Origin of the sequence: Bacillus sp. FSL K6-0069, assembly GCF_038007785.1 — a bacterium.
In the GTDB taxonomy this organism is placed as follows: domain Bacteria; phylum Bacillota; class Bacilli; order Bacillales; family Bacillaceae_G; genus Bacillus_A; species Bacillus_A mobilis.
This window is the reverse complement of record NZ_JBBOXN010000001.1, coordinates 4,118,849-4,135,348: the sequence shown is the minus strand read 5'-3', so window position 1 is coordinate 4,135,348 and position 16,500 is coordinate 4,118,849. Positions and strand designations below refer to the sequence as shown.

Here is a 16,500-nt window from a genome sequence, read left to right as displayed (position 1 = left end):
CAATCGAATGACTCGATTCTTAACATAGAACAAGTGATATTCTATCAAACGGTGAAGAGAATTGCAATAGTATATCAATGAAATTTCACGTAAAGGAAAGAATGACCTTATATAACTTTGGGAAATCTAACGATATTTACTATGAATTACGGAGGAGATACGATGAAAGAACCATTAGATTTAAGTAAATATAGTGTTAGAACTGACCTTGCTGTAGAGGCACATCAAATGTTGCAAGAGCGCCAAGAAGAGCAAAATGGAATACAAGGAGTTATTGTAAAAGAGAGGGAAGAAGAAGGTATTACCATTACGAAAGTAACGATTGATGAAGTTGCCTCTGAATCAATGGGTAAAAAACCTGGAAATTATTTAACACTTGAAGTACAAGGTATACGTCAACAAGATACAGAGCTGCAACAAAAAGTAGAGCGCATTTTTGCAAAAGAATTTTCTTATTTCTTAGAAGATGTTGGTGTTACGAAAGAAGCGAGTTGTTTAATTGTTGGTCTGGGGAATTGGAATGTAACGCCAGATGCGCTTGGGCCGATAGTTGTAGAAAATGTATTGGTAACGAGACACTTGTTTCAATTGCAGCCTGAAAGTGTAGAAGAAGGGTTTAGACCTGTTAGTGCAATTCGGCCGGGAGTAATGGGAATTACAGGGATTGAAACGAGCGATGTTATTTATGGAATCATTGAGAAGACAAAGCCAGACTTTGTCATTGCAATTGATGCATTAGCTGCTCGTTCTATTGAACGAGTAAATAGCACGATACAAATTTCTGATACGGGAATTCATCCTGGATCGGGTGTTGGGAATAAGCGTAAGGAACTTAGTAAAGAAACATTGGGTATTCCTGTTATTGCGATTGGTGTCCCGACTGTGGTAGATGCCGTTTCGATTACAAGCGATACAATTGATTTTATTTTGAAACATTTTGGACGGGAGATGAAGGAAGGAAACAAACCTTCCCGATCTTTGTTACCAGCTGGCTTTACATTTGGAGAAAAGAAAAAGTTAACAGAAGAAGATATGCCGGATGAAAAGAGTCGGAATATGTTTTTAGGTGCTGTAGGTACACTGGAAGATGAAGAGAAGAGAAAATTAATTTATGAAGTGTTATCTCCTCTTGGCCATAATTTAATGGTGACTCCGAAAGAAGTGGATGCTTTCATAGAAGATATGGCAAATGTAATAGCGAGTGGTTTAAATGCAGCCTTGCATCATCAAATTGACCAAGATAATACAGGCGCATATACGCATTGATGGGAAGAGACGATCATCATGTAAGCCGCTTTTCGCTTTTATGTATATGTAGTGTGGCCATATGTTTACTCATGATAATAGCAGGGGTGGCACTTGCTAATCATGGTTTGAAAAGTATGAAAGGTTATCAGCAAATGTCGTATGAACAAATCGCTCATATGACAGGAACAGAGGGTGCGGGTGCCGAATCAGAAATTTTGGGAAGTTCGTTTTCCGTTACCGAAAAACAAAAACAATTAGAAAGCTTAAAGAGTTTTAATGTTGTAGAAGGAATTGGTATGGCAATAGCAAGTGCTACTTATGAAGTAACAAAGTTTGGAACGGATATAGTTATTGGGAAAGTGAAAGAGATCTTTAGTTAAGGGTAGCAAGAAGAACGGTTGTCTTACCATTTTGTACGACAGCCGTTTTTTAATTTGAAAAAGGTTTGTCTCTTATGGTTTGTTCGCATAAGATATAGATAGAATGATTTGTATTGTAAGCAGCACGAGTTTTCATTGAATCTTTGCTGCTCTATTGATATAATCAGTGCTAGTGTATATTGGCGAGACTATTAGGAGTTGAGAACATAGATGAACAAAGAAGAAAGAGCAAAAAGACAGTCCAAAATTCGTAATTTCTCTATCATTGCTCATATTGATCACGGAAAATCAACGTTAGCAGACCGTATTTTAGAGAAAACAAACGCGTTAACACAACGTGAAATGAAAGCTCAATTGCTTGACTCTATGGATTTAGAGCGTGAGCGTGGTATTACAATTAAATTAAACGCAGTACAGTTAACGTATAAAGCAAAAGACGGTGAAGAATATATTCTTCACTTAATTGATACACCAGGACACGTCGACTTTACGTACGAAGTATCTCGTAGTTTAGCGGCTTGTGAAGGTGCAATTCTTGTAGTGGATGCAGCGCAAGGTATTGAGGCGCAAACGTTAGCGAACGTATACTTAGCGCTTGATAACAATTTAGAAATTTTACCGGTTATTAATAAAATCGACTTACCAAGTGCAGACCCAGAACGTGTGCGTCAAGAGGTAGAAGATGTAATTGGTTTAGATGCATCAGAAGCTGTACTTGCTTCAGCGAAAGCTGGTATTGGTATTGAAGATATTTTAGAACAAATCGTTGAAAAAGTACCAGCACCAACAGGTGATTCAGAAGAGCCGTTACAATGTATGATCTTTGACTCTTTATATGATCCGTACCGCGGTGTAATTGCTTATATCCGTGTTATAAATGGAACGGTAAAAGTTGGCGATAAAGTACGTATGATGGCAACTGGTAAAGAATTTGAAGTAACAGAAGTAGGTGTATTTACACCGAAGACTACGCAACGTGATGAGTTAACTGTAGGTGATGTAGGTTTCTTAGCGGCATCGATTAAAAATGTTGGTGACACACGCGTTGGTGATACGATTACACATGCGAAACGTCCAGCTGCAGAGCCGTTAGCAGGTTATCGTAAATTAAATCCAATGGTATTCTGTGGTTTATATCCAATCGATTCTGCACGTTACAACGACTTACGTGATGCGTTAGAAAAATTAGAGTTAAACGATTCTGCACTTGAGTTTGAACCAGAAACATCTCAAGCACTAGGATTTGGTTTCCGTTGTGGATTCTTAGGACTTCTTCACATGGAAATCATTCAAGAGCGTATTGAACGTGAATTTAAAATTGACTTAATTACAACAGCGCCAAGCGTTATTTATAAAGTGTATTTAACAAACGGTGAAGATGTAATTGTTGATAATCCATCTAATATGCCAGATCCACAGTCTATCGATCGCGTAGAAGAGCCTTTTGTGAAGGCTTCAATTATGGTGCCGAATGACTATGTTGGAGCTGTAATGGAAATTTGCCAAGGTAAACGTGGAACGTTTATTGATATGCAATATTTAGATGAAACACGTGTTACATTAACGTATGAAATCCCATTATCAGAAATCGTATATGATTTCTTCGATCAATTGAAATCAAATACAAAAGGGTATGCATCATTTGATTACGAGTTAATTGGTTATAAACCATCTAAACTTGTGAAAATGGATATTCTTTTAAATAATGAACAAGTGGATGCTTTATCATTTATCGTACACCGTGATTCAGCGTATGACCGTGGTAAAGTAATCGTAGAGAAATTAAAAGAATTAATTCCGAGACAACAGTTCGAAGTGCCAATTCAGGCGACTATCGGAAACAAAGTTGTAGCACGTTCTACAATTAAGGCGATGCGTAAAAACGTACTTGCAAAATGTTACGGTGGTGACATTTCTCGTAAGCGTAAACTTCTTGATAAGCAAAAAGAAGGTAAAAAACGTATGAAGTCTGTTGGTTCTGTAGAAGTACCGCAAGAAGCATTCATGGCTGTACTGAAAATGGATGATAATTAATAATTGATTGTTATTTCATGCGAATTGATATAAAAAAAGAAGTCGTCTATACGGCTTCTTTTTTATATCATTACTTTTTAGACAACGTAGTTTCTCTCATTTACAATAGTGAGAGAGCTTTTTAGTTCATATAGAGTTAGGAGTTTGTTAATGTCCGAAAATATTCGAAAAGATATTCACGAGAAAATACAAAATGGTAATTTTAATTGTGAAAAGGAATTGACGCTTTCTATTATTAGTGGGAAGTGGAAAGTTGTGATACTGTGGCATCTTGGTGTGGAAGGGCCTCATCGTTTTAGTGAATTACAACGATTATTCCCAAGCATCTCTCATAAAGTTTTGTCAAATCAATTAAAAGAGTTAATGGAAGATGGGATTGTTGACAGAACAGTATACCCAGAAATTCCTCCGCGAGTGGAGTATTATATGACGGAATTAGGCATGTCGCTTTTACCAATCGTTGAAATGATGTATGATTGGGGAAAAATGCGAATGGAGCAAATTCGTAATACGTTAGAGAAGTAAAGAAGCCTCCCGAGCGCGGAGGTTTTCTTTTTAGAAAGGTAGGAGTTATATTTGGTGCAAGCTGCATATATTCATATTCCGTTTTGTCAGCATATTTGTCACTATTGTGATTTTAATAAAGTATTTATTGAACGCCAACCGGTCGATCAATATTTAGAGTATTTAGAGAAAGAAATAATAAATACAGTCCAAAAGGTACCATTTGATAGTATGAAAACGATTTTTGTTGGTGGAGGAACTCCGACAGCGTTAAATATGGAGCAGACAAAAAAGTTACTCGATATTATAAACCGTCGCTTACGTCCATTTGCTCCGAATTGTGAATTAACATTTGAAGCGAATCCAGGTGATTTACCGAAAGAGAAGTTACATGTATTGCTAGAAGGTGGAGTGAACCGCATTAGTTTTGGTGTGCAAACATTTCGAGATGAATTGCTTGAGAAAATTGGGCGCAAGCATACGAGGGAAGATGCATTTGTAGCGATTAGAGAAGCGCAGGAAGTGGGCTTCAAAAATATAAATGTGGATATTATTTATGCTCTGCCAGGGCAGACGATAGAAGACGTGAAAGAAACGCTAGACATTGCTTTTACGCTCGGTGTACAACATTTCTCGGCCTATTCATTAATTGTGGAACCGAAAACTGTGTTTTATAACTTAATGAATAAAGGGAAATTAAGACTTCCAGGTGAAGACCATGAAGCAAAAATGTACGAAATGGTAATGGATGAAATGGAGAAACACGGCTATATCCAGTATGAAATTAGCAATTTCTCAAAAGGTGATAATGAAAGTAGACATAATCTCACATACTGGAATAATGAAGAGTATTATGGATTTGGAGCTGGGGCACATAGTTATGTAAATGGAGAACGTATCCAAAATGTAGGACCGCTCAAGCAATACTTCAATAAAATCGATGAAACTGGATTTCCGTATTTAGATGTTCACGCGGTGACGGAGAAAGAAAGAATGGAAGAAGAGTTGTTCTTAGGACTTCGAAAAACAAAAGGTGTATCTAAAATAGGATTTCAAAAGAAATTTAATATGGAAATGGATCAAGTTTTCGCGAAGCAGTTACAAAGCAACGAAGAACAAGGGTTGCTTGAAGAGAGCGATGGATATGTTCATTTAACGCGAAAAGGAAAATTATTAGGGAATGAAGTATTCCAATCATTTTTGATTGACTAATTAAATGTTCCATTGACGTGAAAAAGTTTCATTATTTCGTGACGTTTCCGTTGACAATTGAATGTCAATTTTGGTAAGTTATTAATAGATTTAGCACTCGAAGACAAAGAGTGCTAACAGAGGTGATGATGAGATGCTTACGGAACGTCAGCTCTTAATTTTACAAACAATTATTGATGACTTTATTGGATCAGCGCAACCTGTTGGGTCGAGGACGTTGGCTAAGAAAGATGAAATTACGTTTAGTTCAGCTACTATTCGAAATGAAATGGCTGATTTAGAAGAACTAGGATTTATTGAAAAAACGCATAGTTCTTCAGGGCGTGTTCCTTCTGAAAAAGGATATCGTTTTTATGTAGACCATCTTTTAGCGCCGCAAAACTTACCGAACGATGAAATTGTACAAATTAAAGATTTATTTGCTGAAAGAATTTTTGAAGCAGAAAAGATTGCACAGCAATCGGCTCAAATTTTATCAGAGCTTACGAATTATACGGCCATTGTTCTTGGGCCGAAGTTAAGCACAAATAAACTTAAAAACGTACAAATTGTACCGCTTGATCGTCAAACTGCAGTCGCTATTATTGTAACGGATACAGGGCATGTACAAAGCAAAACGATTACCGTTCCGGAATCTGTTGATTTATCAGATTTAGAAAAAATGGTTAATATTTTAAATGAAAAGCTGTCGGGCGTACCAATGGCAGAATTGCATAACAAAATCTTTAAAGAGATTGTTACAGTTTTACGTGGGTATGTTCATAATTACGATAGTGCAATAAAAATGTTAGATGGTACATTTCAAGTTCCTTTATCGGAAAAGATATACTTTGGAGGCAAAGCAAATATGCTTTCGCAACCAGAGTTCCATGACATTCACAAAGTAAGATCCTTACTGACGATGATTGATAATGAAGCCGAGTTTTATGACATTTTGCGTCATAAACAAGTAGGTATTCAAGTGAAAATAGGTAGGGAAAACTCTGCGACGGCTATGGAAGATTGTAGTTTAATTTCTGCAACATATTCGATTGGAGAAGAGCAACTTGGAACAATTGCTATTTTAGGTCCGACAAGAATGCAATACTCTCGGGTAATTAGTTTGTTACAGTTATTTACGAGACAATTTACTGATGGACTTAAAAAGTAAATGAGAGTAATACATTCGCTCAAGTAATGAAATTTTCATTGCTGTGTGTAATATATAATGCTTAGGTAATTGTGTTCAGCATAATACCTAATACCTTTTAAGGAGGTGAATATTGTGGAAGAGCGTAACGAACAAGTGGTAGAAGAAGTAAAAGAAGCGCAGGTTGAAGAAGCTGTCACGACAGAAAACAGTGAAAAAACTGTAGAAGAAAAAAGTGAGGCTGCTCTTTTACAAGAAAAAGTAGATGAGTTACAAGCGAAACTAACGGAAACGGAAGGTCGCACATTACGTCTACAAGCTGATTTTGAAAATTATAAGCGTCGTGTCCAAATGGATAAACAGGCTGCTGAAAAATATAGAGCACAAAGTCTAGTTTCAGACATTTTGCCAGCTCTTGATAATTTTGAAAGAGCGATGCAAGTGGAAGCGACTGATGAGCAAACGAAATCCTTGTTACAAGGTATGGAAATGGTGCATCGTCAATTGTTAGAAGCGTTGACTAAAGAAGGCGTTGAAGTGGTTGAATCTGTTGGTAAACAGTTCGATCCTAATGAACACCAAGCTATTATGCAAGTGGAAGATAGTGAATTTGAATCAAACGCGGTAGTTGAAGAATTCCAAAAAGGTTATAAACTAAAAGACCGTGTGATTCGCCCATCAATGGTAAAAGTAAATCAATAATTTACATAAAAGTAGGAGGATTCGCCATGAGTAAAATTATCGGTATTGACTTAGGTACAACAAACTCTTGTGTAGCTGTTATGGAAGGTGGAGAACCAAAGGTTATCCCAAATCCAGAAGGAAACCGTACAACACCATCTGTTGTAGCTTTCAAAAATGAAGAGCGTCAAGTTGGGGAAGTTGCAAAGCGTCAAGCAATTACAAACCCAAATACAATCATGTCTGTTAAACGTCATATGGGTACAGACTACAAAGTAGAAGTTGAAGGTAAAGATTATACACCTCAAGAAATTTCTGCAATCATTTTACAAAACCTAAAAGCTTCTGCTGAAGCATACTTAGGTGAAACAGTTACGAAAGCTGTTATTACAGTACCTGCATACTTCAACGATGCAGAACGTCAAGCAACAAAAGATGCTGGTCGTATCGCTGGTTTAGAAGTTGAGCGTATCATTAACGAACCAACAGCAGCAGCACTTGCTTACGGTTTAGAAAAACAAGATGAAGAGCAAAAAATCTTAGTATATGACTTAGGTGGCGGTACATTTGACGTATCTATCCTTGAGTTAGCAGACGGAACATTCGAAGTTATTTCAACTGCTGGTGACAACCGTCTTGGTGGAGATGACTTTGACCAAGTTGTTATTGACCACTTAGTAGCTGAGTTCAAAAAAGAAAATAACATTGATTTAAGCCAAGATAAAATGGCGCTTCAACGTTTGAAAGATGCAGCTGAAAAGGCGAAAAAAGATCTTTCTGGCGTAACACAAACACAAATTTCATTACCATTCATTAGTGCTGGAGCTGCTGGTCCATTACACTTAGAATTAACGTTAACAAGAGCGAAATTCGAAGAGCTTTCAGCAGGTCTTGTTGAAAGAACGTTAGAGCCAACTCGTCGTGCATTAAAAGACGCTGGTTTTGCTCCAAGTGAATTAGATAAAGTTATCCTTGTTGGTGGATCTACTCGTATCCCAGCTGTACAAGAAGCTATTAAACGTGAAACTGGTAAAGAACCATATAAAGGTGTAAACCCTGATGAAGTTGTAGCATTAGGTGCTGCAGTTCAAGGTGGCGTACTTACTGGTGATGTAGAAGGCGTACTATTATTAGACGTAACTCCACTTTCTTTAGGTATTGAAACTATGGGTGGTGTGTTCACGAAATTAATCGAGCGTAACACTACAATTCCAACAAGTAAGTCACAAGTATTCTCAACAGCTGCTGATAACCAACCGGCAGTAGACATTCACGTATTACAAGGTGAGCGTCCAATGTCAGCTGACAACAAAACATTAGGTCGTTTCCAATTAACAGACCTTCCGCCAGCACCACGTGGTATTCCACAAATCGAAGTAACATTCGATATTGATGCGAACGGTATTGTTAACGTACGTGCAAAAGACTTAGGAACAAGTAAAGAGCAAGCTATTACAATCCAATCTTCTTCAGGTCTTTCTGATGAAGAAGTAGATCGTATGGTACAAGAAGCAGAAGCAAATGCTGACGCTGACCAAAAACGTAAGGAAGAAGTTGAACTTCGTAACGAAGCGGACCAACTTGTATTCCAAACGGATAAAGTTGTAAAAGATTTAGAAGGTAAAGTGGATGCAGCTGAAGTTGCAAAAGCAACAGAAGCGAAAGAAGCACTACAAGCTGCGATCGAGAAGAACGAGCTTGAGGACATCCGTGCGAAAAAAGACGCTTTACAAGAAATCGTACAACAATTAAGTGTTAAATTATACGAGCAAGCTCAAGCAGCTACAGGGCAAGCAGAAGGTGCACAAGGAGCACAAGATGCTGGCGCGAAGAAAGACAATGTAGTAGACGCTGAGTTTGAAGAAGTAAAAGAAGATAAGTAATATAAATAAGTAAGATGACAAAAAGTCAAAGTCAAGCGTGCCTTGGCTTTGGCTTTTTTCATGAATGAGAAGAAAAGTGTGAGGTTCTTAAGTTTTTTACTTTGCATACTGTAAGTGAGGAAACTTTGTTGCAAAGCACTTTCTTTCGGTGTTAAAATTACGTTTATGTGAAAGATTCGGGGGTTGTAAATTTATGAGTAAACGAGATTATTATGAGGTCCTTGGACTTAGCCAGGGTGCTTCAAAAGATGAAATAAAAAAAGCGTATCGTCGTTTGGCTAAAAAATACCATCCAGACGTAAGTAAAGAAGAAAATGCAATTGAAAAGTTTAAAGAAGTACAAGAAGCATATGAAGTATTAAGCGACGATCAAAAGCGCGCGCAATATGATCAATTTGGTCATGCTGGTGCAAATCAAGGTTTCGGTGGTTTTGGCGGCGGAGGAGACTTCGGCGGTGGCTTCGGTTTCGAAGATATCTTTAGTTCGTTCTTTGGCGGCGGTGGTGGCGGTAGACGTCGTGATCCAAATGCTCCGCGTCAAGGTGCTGACTTACAATATCAAGTTACTTTAGAGTTTGAAGAAGCTATTTTTGGTAAAGAATTAAATGTCGAGATTCCAGTTGAAGATCCATGTGATACTTGTAAAGGTAGCGGAGCGAAACCAGGAACTTCAAAAGAAACATGTAAACATTGTTCAGGTTCAGGGCAAGTAAGTGTAGAACAAAATACACCATTTGGTCGTATCGTAAACCGTCAAGCTTGTGGTCATTGTTCAGGAACTGGTCAAATGATTAAAGAAAAATGTACGACATGTCACGGTTCTGGTAAAGTGCGTAAACGTAAAAAAATTAACGTTAAGATTCCAGCAGGTATCGATAATGGTCAACAAATTCGCGTATCTGGAAAAGGTGAAGCGGGCGTAAATGGCGGACCAGCAGGAGATTTATATGTTGTTGTTCATGTGAGAAATCATGAATTCTTTGAGCGTGAAGGAGATCACATTATTTGCGAAATGCCATTAACATTTGCGCAAATGGCACTTGGTGCTGAAGTGGAAGTTCCTACTGTTCATGGGAAAGTGAAGCTGAAAATTCCAGCAGGAACACAAACAGGAACAGAATTCCGCCTAAAAGGAAAAGGTGCTCCGAACGTACGCGGATACGGTCAAGGAGATCAATATGTAGTTGTTCGTGTTGTTGTACCGACGAAATTAACTTCACATCAAAAAGATTTATTACGTGAATTTGCGGGACAAGAAGAGCAGGATGATAGTCTATTTGGAAAGCTTAAACGTGCTTTCAAAGGGGAATAATGGAAATAAAAAATGGAGTTGGTAAATTGTGAAATGGTCAGAAGTTAGTATTCATACAACAGAAGAAGCAGTAGAAGCTGTCTCTCATATTTTACATGAAGCTGGTGCTAGTGGAGTTGCGATTGAGGATCCAGCGGAGTTGACGAAAGAGCGCGAGCAACAATATGGTGAAATTTATGCATTGAACCCAGATGAATATCCGGCGGAAGGTGTATTAATAAAAGCATATTTCCCGCAAACGGATTCTTTACAGGAAACGATTGCGGGTGTAAAATCATCTATTGATATGCTTCCATCTTACGACATCGAAATTGGTACTGGAAATATTACCGTTAACGAAGTCAATGAAGAAGATTGGGCTACTGCTTGGAAAAAGTATTACCATCCAGTACAAATTTCTGATACATTCACAATTGTGCCGACGTGGGAAGAATATACACCATCTTCTCCGGAAGAAAAAATTATTGAATTAGATCCAGGTATGGCGTTTGGAACGGGAACTCATCCGACAACAACGATGTGTATTCGTGCTTTAGAAAAAACAGTTCAGCCAGGTGACACTATTATTGATGTAGGAACAGGTTCTGGTGTACTTAGTATTGCAGCAGCAAAATTAGGTGCGTCTTCTGTTCAAGCGTATGATTTAGATCCGGTTGCAGTGGAAAGTGCAGAAATGAATGTACGTTTAAATAAAACAGATGATATCGTGTCTGTTGGGCAAAATAGTCTTTTAGAAGGCATTGAAGGTCCTGTTGATTTAATCGTAGCTAACTTATTAGCAGAAATTATTCTATTATTCCCTGAAGATGCAGCGAGAGTTGTGAAGTCGGGCGGATTATTTATTACATCGGGTATCATTGCTGCGAAGGAAAAAGTAATTTCTGAAGCGCTAGAAAAAGCCGGATTTACAATTGAAGAAGTGTTACGAATGGAAGATTGGGTAGCAATTATTGCACGAAATGCGTAATATAGATTTTAGTCTATAATGAAAAGGGGAGTCTCTCACTATAAAGTGAGGGACTTGCCGTTTGTTATATGAAAAATGATAACGTTTCGTTCTTTTCGTAAGTATTGACTTACGAAAGGAACGAAACTCTACTAAGGTGATTATATGCAACGTTATTTTGTAGAAGAGAAATATGTAAATGAGACAAGTATTCGCATTGTAGGTGATGACGTACATCATATCGCAAGAGTGATGCGTATGTCAGCTGGTGATCACATTTATTGCTGTGTAAACGGAAAAACAGCCGTATGTTCAATTGATGAAATTACCAGTGAATTTATTAATACGGCTATTGTAGAATGGGTAGAGGCGTCAAGTGAACTTCCTGTTTTCGTGACGATTGCAAGTGGACTGCCGAAAGGAGACAAGCTAGAGTTAATTTTTCAAAAAGGAACTGAGCTTGGGGCAGCTGCATTCTTACCATTTCAAGCATCTCGCTCTATTGTAAAATGGGATGCGAAAAAAGCTGATAAAAAAGTTGAGCGTTTAAGAAAAATTGTGAAAGAAGCTGCGGAACAATCACATAGAAGTGAAGTTCCAGAAGTACATGCTCCGGCATCATTTAAACAATTGCTTTCGATGAGTAGTGAGTATGATGTTTGTCTTGTTGCTTACGAAGAGGAAGCAAAACAAGGCGAGAAATCTAACTTTGCGAAAGCTTTAACGACGATGAAACCAGGTCAAAAGCTATTGATTGTATTTGGCCCAGAAGGCGGTTTAGCTGAGGAAGAGATTACAACGCTTCGTGAACATAAATTTGTACCATGTAGTTTAGGACCAAGAATTTTAAGAACAGAAACGGCGCCGTTATACGCGTTAAGTGCTGCTTCGTATCATTTTGAATTGATGGGGTGATGATCAATGTCAACTGTTGCGTTCCATACGTTAGGTTGTAAAGTAAACCACTATGAAACAGAAGCCATTTGGCAATTGTTTAAACAAGGTGGATATGAAAGAACTGAATATGAAAAGAAATCTGATGTATACGTTATTAATACGTGTACAGTAACGAATACGGGAGATAAGAAAAGTCGTCAAGTTATTAGACGTGCTGTTCGCCAAAACCCGGATGCGGTTATTTGTGTAACTGGATGTTATGCACAAACATCTCCAGCGGAAATTATGGCGATTCCAGGTGTAGATATTGTAGTTGGTACACAGGATCGCGAAAAGATGTTAGGATACATCGAAGAATTCCGCAAAGAGCGTCAGCCAATTAATGCCGTCCGCAACATTATGAAGACACGTGTATACGAAGAACTGGATGTACCTTATTTCACGGATCGTACACGTGCATCTTTAAAAATACAAGAAGGTTGTAATAACTTCTGTACATTCTGTATTATTCCTTGGGCGCGTGGTTTAATGCGCTCTCGTGATGGGAAAGAAGTTATTAAACAAGCGCAGCAATTAGTAGATGCAGGTTATAAAGAAATCGTATTAACAGGTATTCATACAGGTGGGTACGGTGAAGATATTAAAGATTATAACTTAGCTGGATTACTTCGTGATATGGAAGCGGAAGTAGGCGGATTAAAACGTCTTCGTATTTCTTCTATTGAAGCGAGTCAGATTTCAGATGAAGTAATTGAAGTGTTAGATAAGTCTGAAGTAGTTGTACGTCACTTACACATTCCGTTGCAATCTGGATCTAATACAGTATTAAAACGTATGCGTCGTAAGTATACGATGGAATTTTTCCAAGAGCGTTTAGATCGTTTGAAAGAAGCGTTACCAGGTCTTGCGATTACATCGGACGTAATCGTTGGTTTCCCAGGTGAAACAGAAGAAGAATTCATGGAAACATACAATTTCATTAAAGAGAATCGCTTCTCTGAGTTACACGTATTCCCTTACTCAAAACGTACGGGAACACCTGCAGCGCGTATGGAAGATCAAGTTCCTGAAGATGTGAAGAACGATCGTGTTCACCGTTTAATTGAACTATCTAATCAATTAGCAAAAGAGTATGCGTCACAGTTTGAAGGCGAAGTACTTGAAATCATTCCAGAAGAGCAATTTAAAGAGGGCGACCGCGAAGGGTTATATGTAGGTTATACAGATAACTACTTGAAAATTGTATTTGAAGGATCAGAAGAATTAATTGGTAAACTAGTGAAAGTGAAAATTACGAAAGCTGGTTATCCATATAACGAAGCGCAATTTGTTCGTGTTCTTGAAGATGATGTAAAAAAAGAATCAGCAAGCGCATAAAGTGAAACTTTAATCAGCGGGGGATTCATCCCCCGCTGATTATTAGCCTTCACCAATCGGGCTTTTACGGGCAGCCCGATCCCCGCCTAACTTCTTTGTTTTGGCTGAATTTTTAGGTGGGGGTCTTACTGCCCTGGTAAATAGCGGCATAAAAAGGCATGCAAACGGAAACGATTTGCATGCTTTTTTTGTGGAGAATTTAAGTGCTGAAAAGGCAGGTACATGGAATGAGTAGTTATTTAATATTTTCTTGTATTAAAAAAGGTGTAAAGATAAAAATATAGTTGTCTTCAGAGGGAAAGAATAATAGCTATCTACATAGCTTTTGAACAGGGAAGGGCATCTATTCTTCTTTTATTCTGCCAAATAGTTGACCTGAAGTGATAAAATGTATTATAATCGTAAAAGACATGCTGAAGAAGGGTTTCTTTTTGCATGCTGAAATTAGTATGTAAGTGTGATGTTTCGGAGGGAGGGAAAGAGAATGTCAAAAACAGTCGTTCGTAAAAACGAGTCTTTGGAGGATGCACTTCGCCGTTTTAAAAGATCGGTTTCTAAAACTGGTACACTTGCTGAAGCAAGAAAGCGCGAGTTTTATGAAAAGCCAAGTGTAAAACGTAAGAAGAAATCTGAAGCGGCAAGAAAGCGTAAATTCTAAGAGAGGGTGTAAGTTATGAGTCTTCTCGGTCGTTTAAACGATGATATGAAACAAGCGATGAAGAATAAACAAAAAGAAAAATTAACCGTTATTCGTATGGTTAAGGCTGCTTTACAAAATGAAGGTATTAAACTGCAACATACTCTTACTGAAGAAGAGGAACTAACAGTTTTAGCTCGTGAAGTAAAACAGTATAAGGACTCCCTCCTTGAATTTAAAAAAGCTGGTCGTGAAGACCTTGTTAATAAACTGCAAAGTGAAATTCAGATTTTAAGCGCATATTTGCCGGAGCAATTAACAGAAGAAGAACTAGCGAATGTAATTAAGCAAGTTATTTCTGAAGTTGGTGCGACATCTAAAGCAGATATGGGTAAGGTGATGACTGCTGTTATGCCGAAAGTAAAAGGTAAAACAGACGGATCACTTGTGAATAAGTTGGTTATCCAACTATTAGCATAAAAAAACGTCTCATTTCGTATGAGACGTTTTTTTATGCTTTTTTTCAGTTTGGACGTGATATTACAAGCTCTTTTTTCATACATATGGGATGAGAGGGGGTCTTTTGAGATGAAAAAATTAGAACAAATGAAGAATTGGTTAACAAAGCAAATAGACCTGCCAGTGGATGTGCTAATGGATCTACCTCGGATCACGCTTGTTGGGCAAGTGCATATCTATATAGAAAATCATCGAGGTTTATTAGTGTTTTCAGATAAAGAAGTAAGATTGTTATTAAAGCACGGTCAATTATTAATTAAAGGGCAATCCTTTATTATTAAAACAATCCTTCCAGAAGAACTTTTACTTGAAGGAATAATTGAGCAAGTGACGTTTTTAGAAAACGAAAAAAAAGAGGAGTGAGGGAAACTTCCATATGTGAAGTTTTTCTTCGTTATTTTCGTGATTCGACCTTACTATTCATTTTATCTCGCTATTTATGGGTGGTAGAACTCTTTATTTCATTTTCGTACGAGCTATTTTGCTAATTAAAGCGAAAAAAGTAGTGTGTATACTTTTGGAAAGGTAGTGGAGATAGTAGATGAAAAATAAATGGTTTATAAAGTGGCTTGGATATGTAAAAGTACGAATTGAAGGTAGAGGAGCGGAACGGTTCGTTAATGAATGTGTGCGTAGAAAATTATTAGTTTGGGATGTTAAGAAGATTGCTGATGAAACGTTAGTTTTTTGTATGTTATTACGAGATGTGAAGAAAATAAAACCAATTTATAGAAAAAATGAATGTAAACTATATTTTATTGGGCGTTACGGTTTTCCTTTTTTGAATAAGCGTTTAATTAAAAATAGTGGATTCTTAATTGGTTTTTTAATTTTCTTTTTTGGTATGATTGCATTATCTAATATGGTTTGGAAAATTGAAATTACAGGAGCGAAACCTGAAACAGAATATATATTGATGAAAGAATTGGATAAAATGGGTATTAAAAAAGGAAAATTACAATTCCAGATGCCTAATGTAGAAGATGTACAGCGTCACTTGACAGACAATATTAATGCGATTACTTGGGCGGGACTAGAAATAAGAGGAACGACGTACCATTTTAAAATTGTTGAAAAAAACGAGCCGAAAAAAGAAAAGGAACAAAGGCCACAAAATTTAGTAGCAAAAAAAGAAGCGATTGTGACAAAAACATTTGTTGAAGTAGGAAAACCAGTTGTCTTGAAAAATGACCATGTTGAAAAAGGACAGCTTCTCGTATCAGGGATATACGGTAATGAGGAGAGTCCGACGATTGTTTCGGCCCAAGGTATTGTATATGGAGAAACGTGGTACACATCTGAGGTGAATGTGCCACTAAAGACGCAATTTCAAGTATATACTGGCAATGCATATAATGAGCATTACCTTGCATTTGGGAGTACGAAAATAAAAATATGGGGATTTCAACATGATAAGTATAAACGCTCTCGTACGGAAAGTGTAAAACACGATGTGAAACTATTTGGTTTTACACTGCCAATCGCGTACGAAAAAGATATCGTACGAGAAGAGGAAGAGGCGAATCGGGAATATACAGAAAAACAGGCAATGAAAGTAGCGAAAGAGATGGCTGAAAAAGAACTAAAGAAAAAATTGGATGAACATGCTATGATTGTAAGTGATAAGATTTTGAGTAAACAGGTTGAGGCGGATCAACTAAAAGTCACATTGCATTATACTGTGATCGAAAATATTGCAGAGCCACAACCGATATCCGAATCCGATATTCAAGGAGACTGA

General features: G+C 37.5%; 16 protein-coding genes. All 16 read left to right on the top strand.

What is annotated here, in order from left to right; translation table 11 throughout:
- Nucleotides 1-162: 162 nt before the first annotated feature.
- The 16 genes from gpr (at nt 163) to yqfD (ending at nt 16,500) form a co-directional block, all read left to right on the top strand.
- Nucleotides 163-1,266: a GPR endopeptidase gene (gpr, locus tag MHB74_RS21235; RefSeq protein WP_061677289.1), complete on the top strand. Its 1,104-nt coding sequence runs from the start codon at nt 163-165 to the stop codon at nt 1,264-1,266.
- A complete protein-coding gene (locus MHB74_RS21230; RefSeq protein WP_081110177.1) occupies nt 1,263-1,628 on the top strand; it encodes a YqxA family protein in 366 nt (121 codons plus the stop codon). Before gpr ends, MHB74_RS21230 begins: the two co-directional genes overlap by 4 nt.
- Nucleotides 1,629-1,838: 210 nt before the next feature.
- Nucleotides 1,839-3,662, top strand: coding sequence for an elongation factor 4 (gene lepA / locus MHB74_RS21225; RefSeq protein WP_061677293.1), 1,824 nt, complete (start codon nt 1,839-1,841; stop codon nt 3,660-3,662).
- 150 nt (nt 3,663-3,812) lie between these two features.
- Nucleotides 3,813-4,187 carry a winged helix-turn-helix transcriptional regulator gene (locus MHB74_RS21220; protein WP_001293536.1) on the top strand — a complete coding sequence of 125 codons (375 nt, stop codon included), beginning with the start codon at nt 3,813-3,815 and terminating at the stop codon, nt 4,185-4,187.
- A 51-nt stretch (nt 4,188-4,238) separates the two neighbouring features.
- Complete coding sequence (hemW, locus tag MHB74_RS21215; RefSeq protein ID WP_061677295.1) at nt 4,239-5,378, top strand: radical SAM family heme chaperone HemW; 1,140 nt, start codon at nt 4,239-4,241, stop codon at nt 5,376-5,378.
- Between the two features lie 133 nt (nt 5,379-5,511).
- On the top strand, nt 5,512-6,528 hold the full coding sequence (gene hrcA / locus MHB74_RS21210) for a heat-inducible transcriptional repressor HrcA (RefSeq protein ID WP_000954946.1): 1,017 nt from the start codon (nt 5,512-5,514) through the stop codon (nt 6,526-6,528).
- Nucleotides 6,529-6,642: 114 nt separating this feature from the next.
- On the top strand, nt 6,643-7,209 hold the full coding sequence (grpE, locus tag MHB74_RS21205) for a nucleotide exchange factor GrpE (RefSeq protein ID WP_061677297.1): 567 nt from the start codon (nt 6,643-6,645) through the stop codon (nt 7,207-7,209).
- Between the two features lie 26 nt (nt 7,210-7,235).
- Complete coding sequence (gene dnaK, locus MHB74_RS21200; protein WP_061677299.1) at nt 7,236-9,071, top strand: chaperone protein DnaK; 1,836 nt, start codon at nt 7,236-7,238, stop codon at nt 9,069-9,071.
- 193 nt (nt 9,072-9,264) lie between these two features.
- Complete coding sequence (dnaJ, locus tag MHB74_RS21195) at nt 9,265-10,383, top strand: chaperone protein DnaJ (protein WP_061677301.1); 1,119 nt, start codon at nt 9,265-9,267, stop codon at nt 10,381-10,383.
- Between the two features lie 28 nt (nt 10,384-10,411).
- Nucleotides 10,412-11,350 (top strand): 50S ribosomal protein L11 methyltransferase, encoded by a 939-nt coding sequence (gene prmA / locus MHB74_RS21190; protein WP_061677303.1) that lies wholly within the window; start codon nt 10,412-10,414, stop codon nt 11,348-11,350.
- A gap of 144 nt (nt 11,351-11,494) precedes the next feature.
- Nucleotides 11,495-12,244, top strand: coding sequence for a 16S rRNA (uracil(1498)-N(3))-methyltransferase (locus MHB74_RS21185; protein WP_061677305.1), 750 nt, complete (start codon nt 11,495-11,497; stop codon nt 12,242-12,244).
- A 6-nt stretch (nt 12,245-12,250) separates the two neighbouring features.
- Nucleotides 12,251-13,603: a tRNA (N(6)-L-threonylcarbamoyladenosine(37)-C(2))-methylthiotransferase MtaB gene (gene mtaB / locus MHB74_RS21180; protein ID WP_061677306.1), complete on the top strand. Its 1,353-nt coding sequence runs from the start codon at nt 12,251-12,253 to the stop codon at nt 13,601-13,603.
- A 484-nt stretch (nt 13,604-14,087) separates the two neighbouring features.
- Entirely contained in the window at nt 14,088-14,261 is a 174-nt protein-coding gene (gene rpsU / locus MHB74_RS21175) for a 30S ribosomal protein S21 (protein ID WP_000048061.1), read from the top strand.
- Nucleotides 14,262-14,276: 15 nt separating this feature from the next.
- Nucleotides 14,277-14,720: a GatB/YqeY domain-containing protein gene (locus MHB74_RS21170; protein ID WP_000054579.1), complete on the top strand. Its 444-nt coding sequence runs from the start codon at nt 14,277-14,279 to the stop codon at nt 14,718-14,720.
- A 108-nt stretch (nt 14,721-14,828) separates the two neighbouring features.
- Nucleotides 14,829-15,122 (top strand): sporulation protein YqfC, encoded by a 294-nt coding sequence (gene yqfC / locus MHB74_RS21165; protein ID WP_000732264.1) that lies wholly within the window; start codon nt 14,829-14,831, stop codon nt 15,120-15,122.
- A gap of 178 nt (nt 15,123-15,300) precedes the next feature.
- Nucleotides 15,301-16,500: a sporulation protein YqfD gene (yqfD, locus tag MHB74_RS21160; RefSeq protein WP_061677307.1), complete on the top strand. Its 1,200-nt coding sequence runs from the start codon at nt 15,301-15,303 to the stop codon at nt 16,498-16,500.

Excerpts from the sequence above, each read along its gene's own strand:
- gpr (WP_061677289.1), top strand. The coding sequence starts at position 163 with ATGAAAGAACCATTAGATTTAAGTAAATATAGTGTTAGAACTGACCTT.
- lepA (WP_061677293.1), top strand. The coding sequence starts at position 1,839 with ATGAACAAAGAAGAAAGAGCAAAAAGACAGTCCAAAATTCGTAATTTC.
- MHB74_RS21220 (WP_001293536.1), top strand. The coding sequence starts at position 3,813 with ATGTCCGAAAATATTCGAAAAGATATTCACGAGAAAATACAAAATGGT.
- hrcA (WP_000954946.1), top strand. The coding sequence starts at position 5,512 with ATGCTTACGGAACGTCAGCTCTTAATTTTACAAACAATTATTGATGAC.
- dnaK (WP_061677299.1), top strand. The coding sequence starts at position 7,236 with ATGAGTAAAATTATCGGTATTGACTTAGGTACAACAAACTCTTGTGTA.
- dnaJ (WP_061677301.1), top strand. The coding sequence starts at position 9,265 with ATGAGTAAACGAGATTATTATGAGGTCCTTGGACTTAGCCAGGGTGCT.
- MHB74_RS21185 (WP_061677305.1), top strand. The coding sequence starts at position 11,495 with ATGCAACGTTATTTTGTAGAAGAGAAATATGTAAATGAGACAAGTATT.
- mtaB (WP_061677306.1), top strand. The coding sequence starts at position 12,251 with ATGTCAACTGTTGCGTTCCATACGTTAGGTTGTAAAGTAAACCACTAT.
- rpsU (WP_000048061.1), top strand. The coding sequence starts at position 14,088 with ATGTCAAAAACAGTCGTTCGTAAAAACGAGTCTTTGGAGGATGCACTT.
- MHB74_RS21170 (WP_000054579.1), top strand. The coding sequence starts at position 14,277 with ATGAGTCTTCTCGGTCGTTTAAACGATGATATGAAACAAGCGATGAAG.
- yqfC (WP_000732264.1), top strand. The coding sequence starts at position 14,829 with ATGAAAAAATTAGAACAAATGAAGAATTGGTTAACAAAGCAAATAGAC.
- yqfD (WP_061677307.1), top strand. The coding sequence starts at position 15,301 with ATGAAAAATAAATGGTTTATAAAGTGGCTTGGATATGTAAAAGTACGA.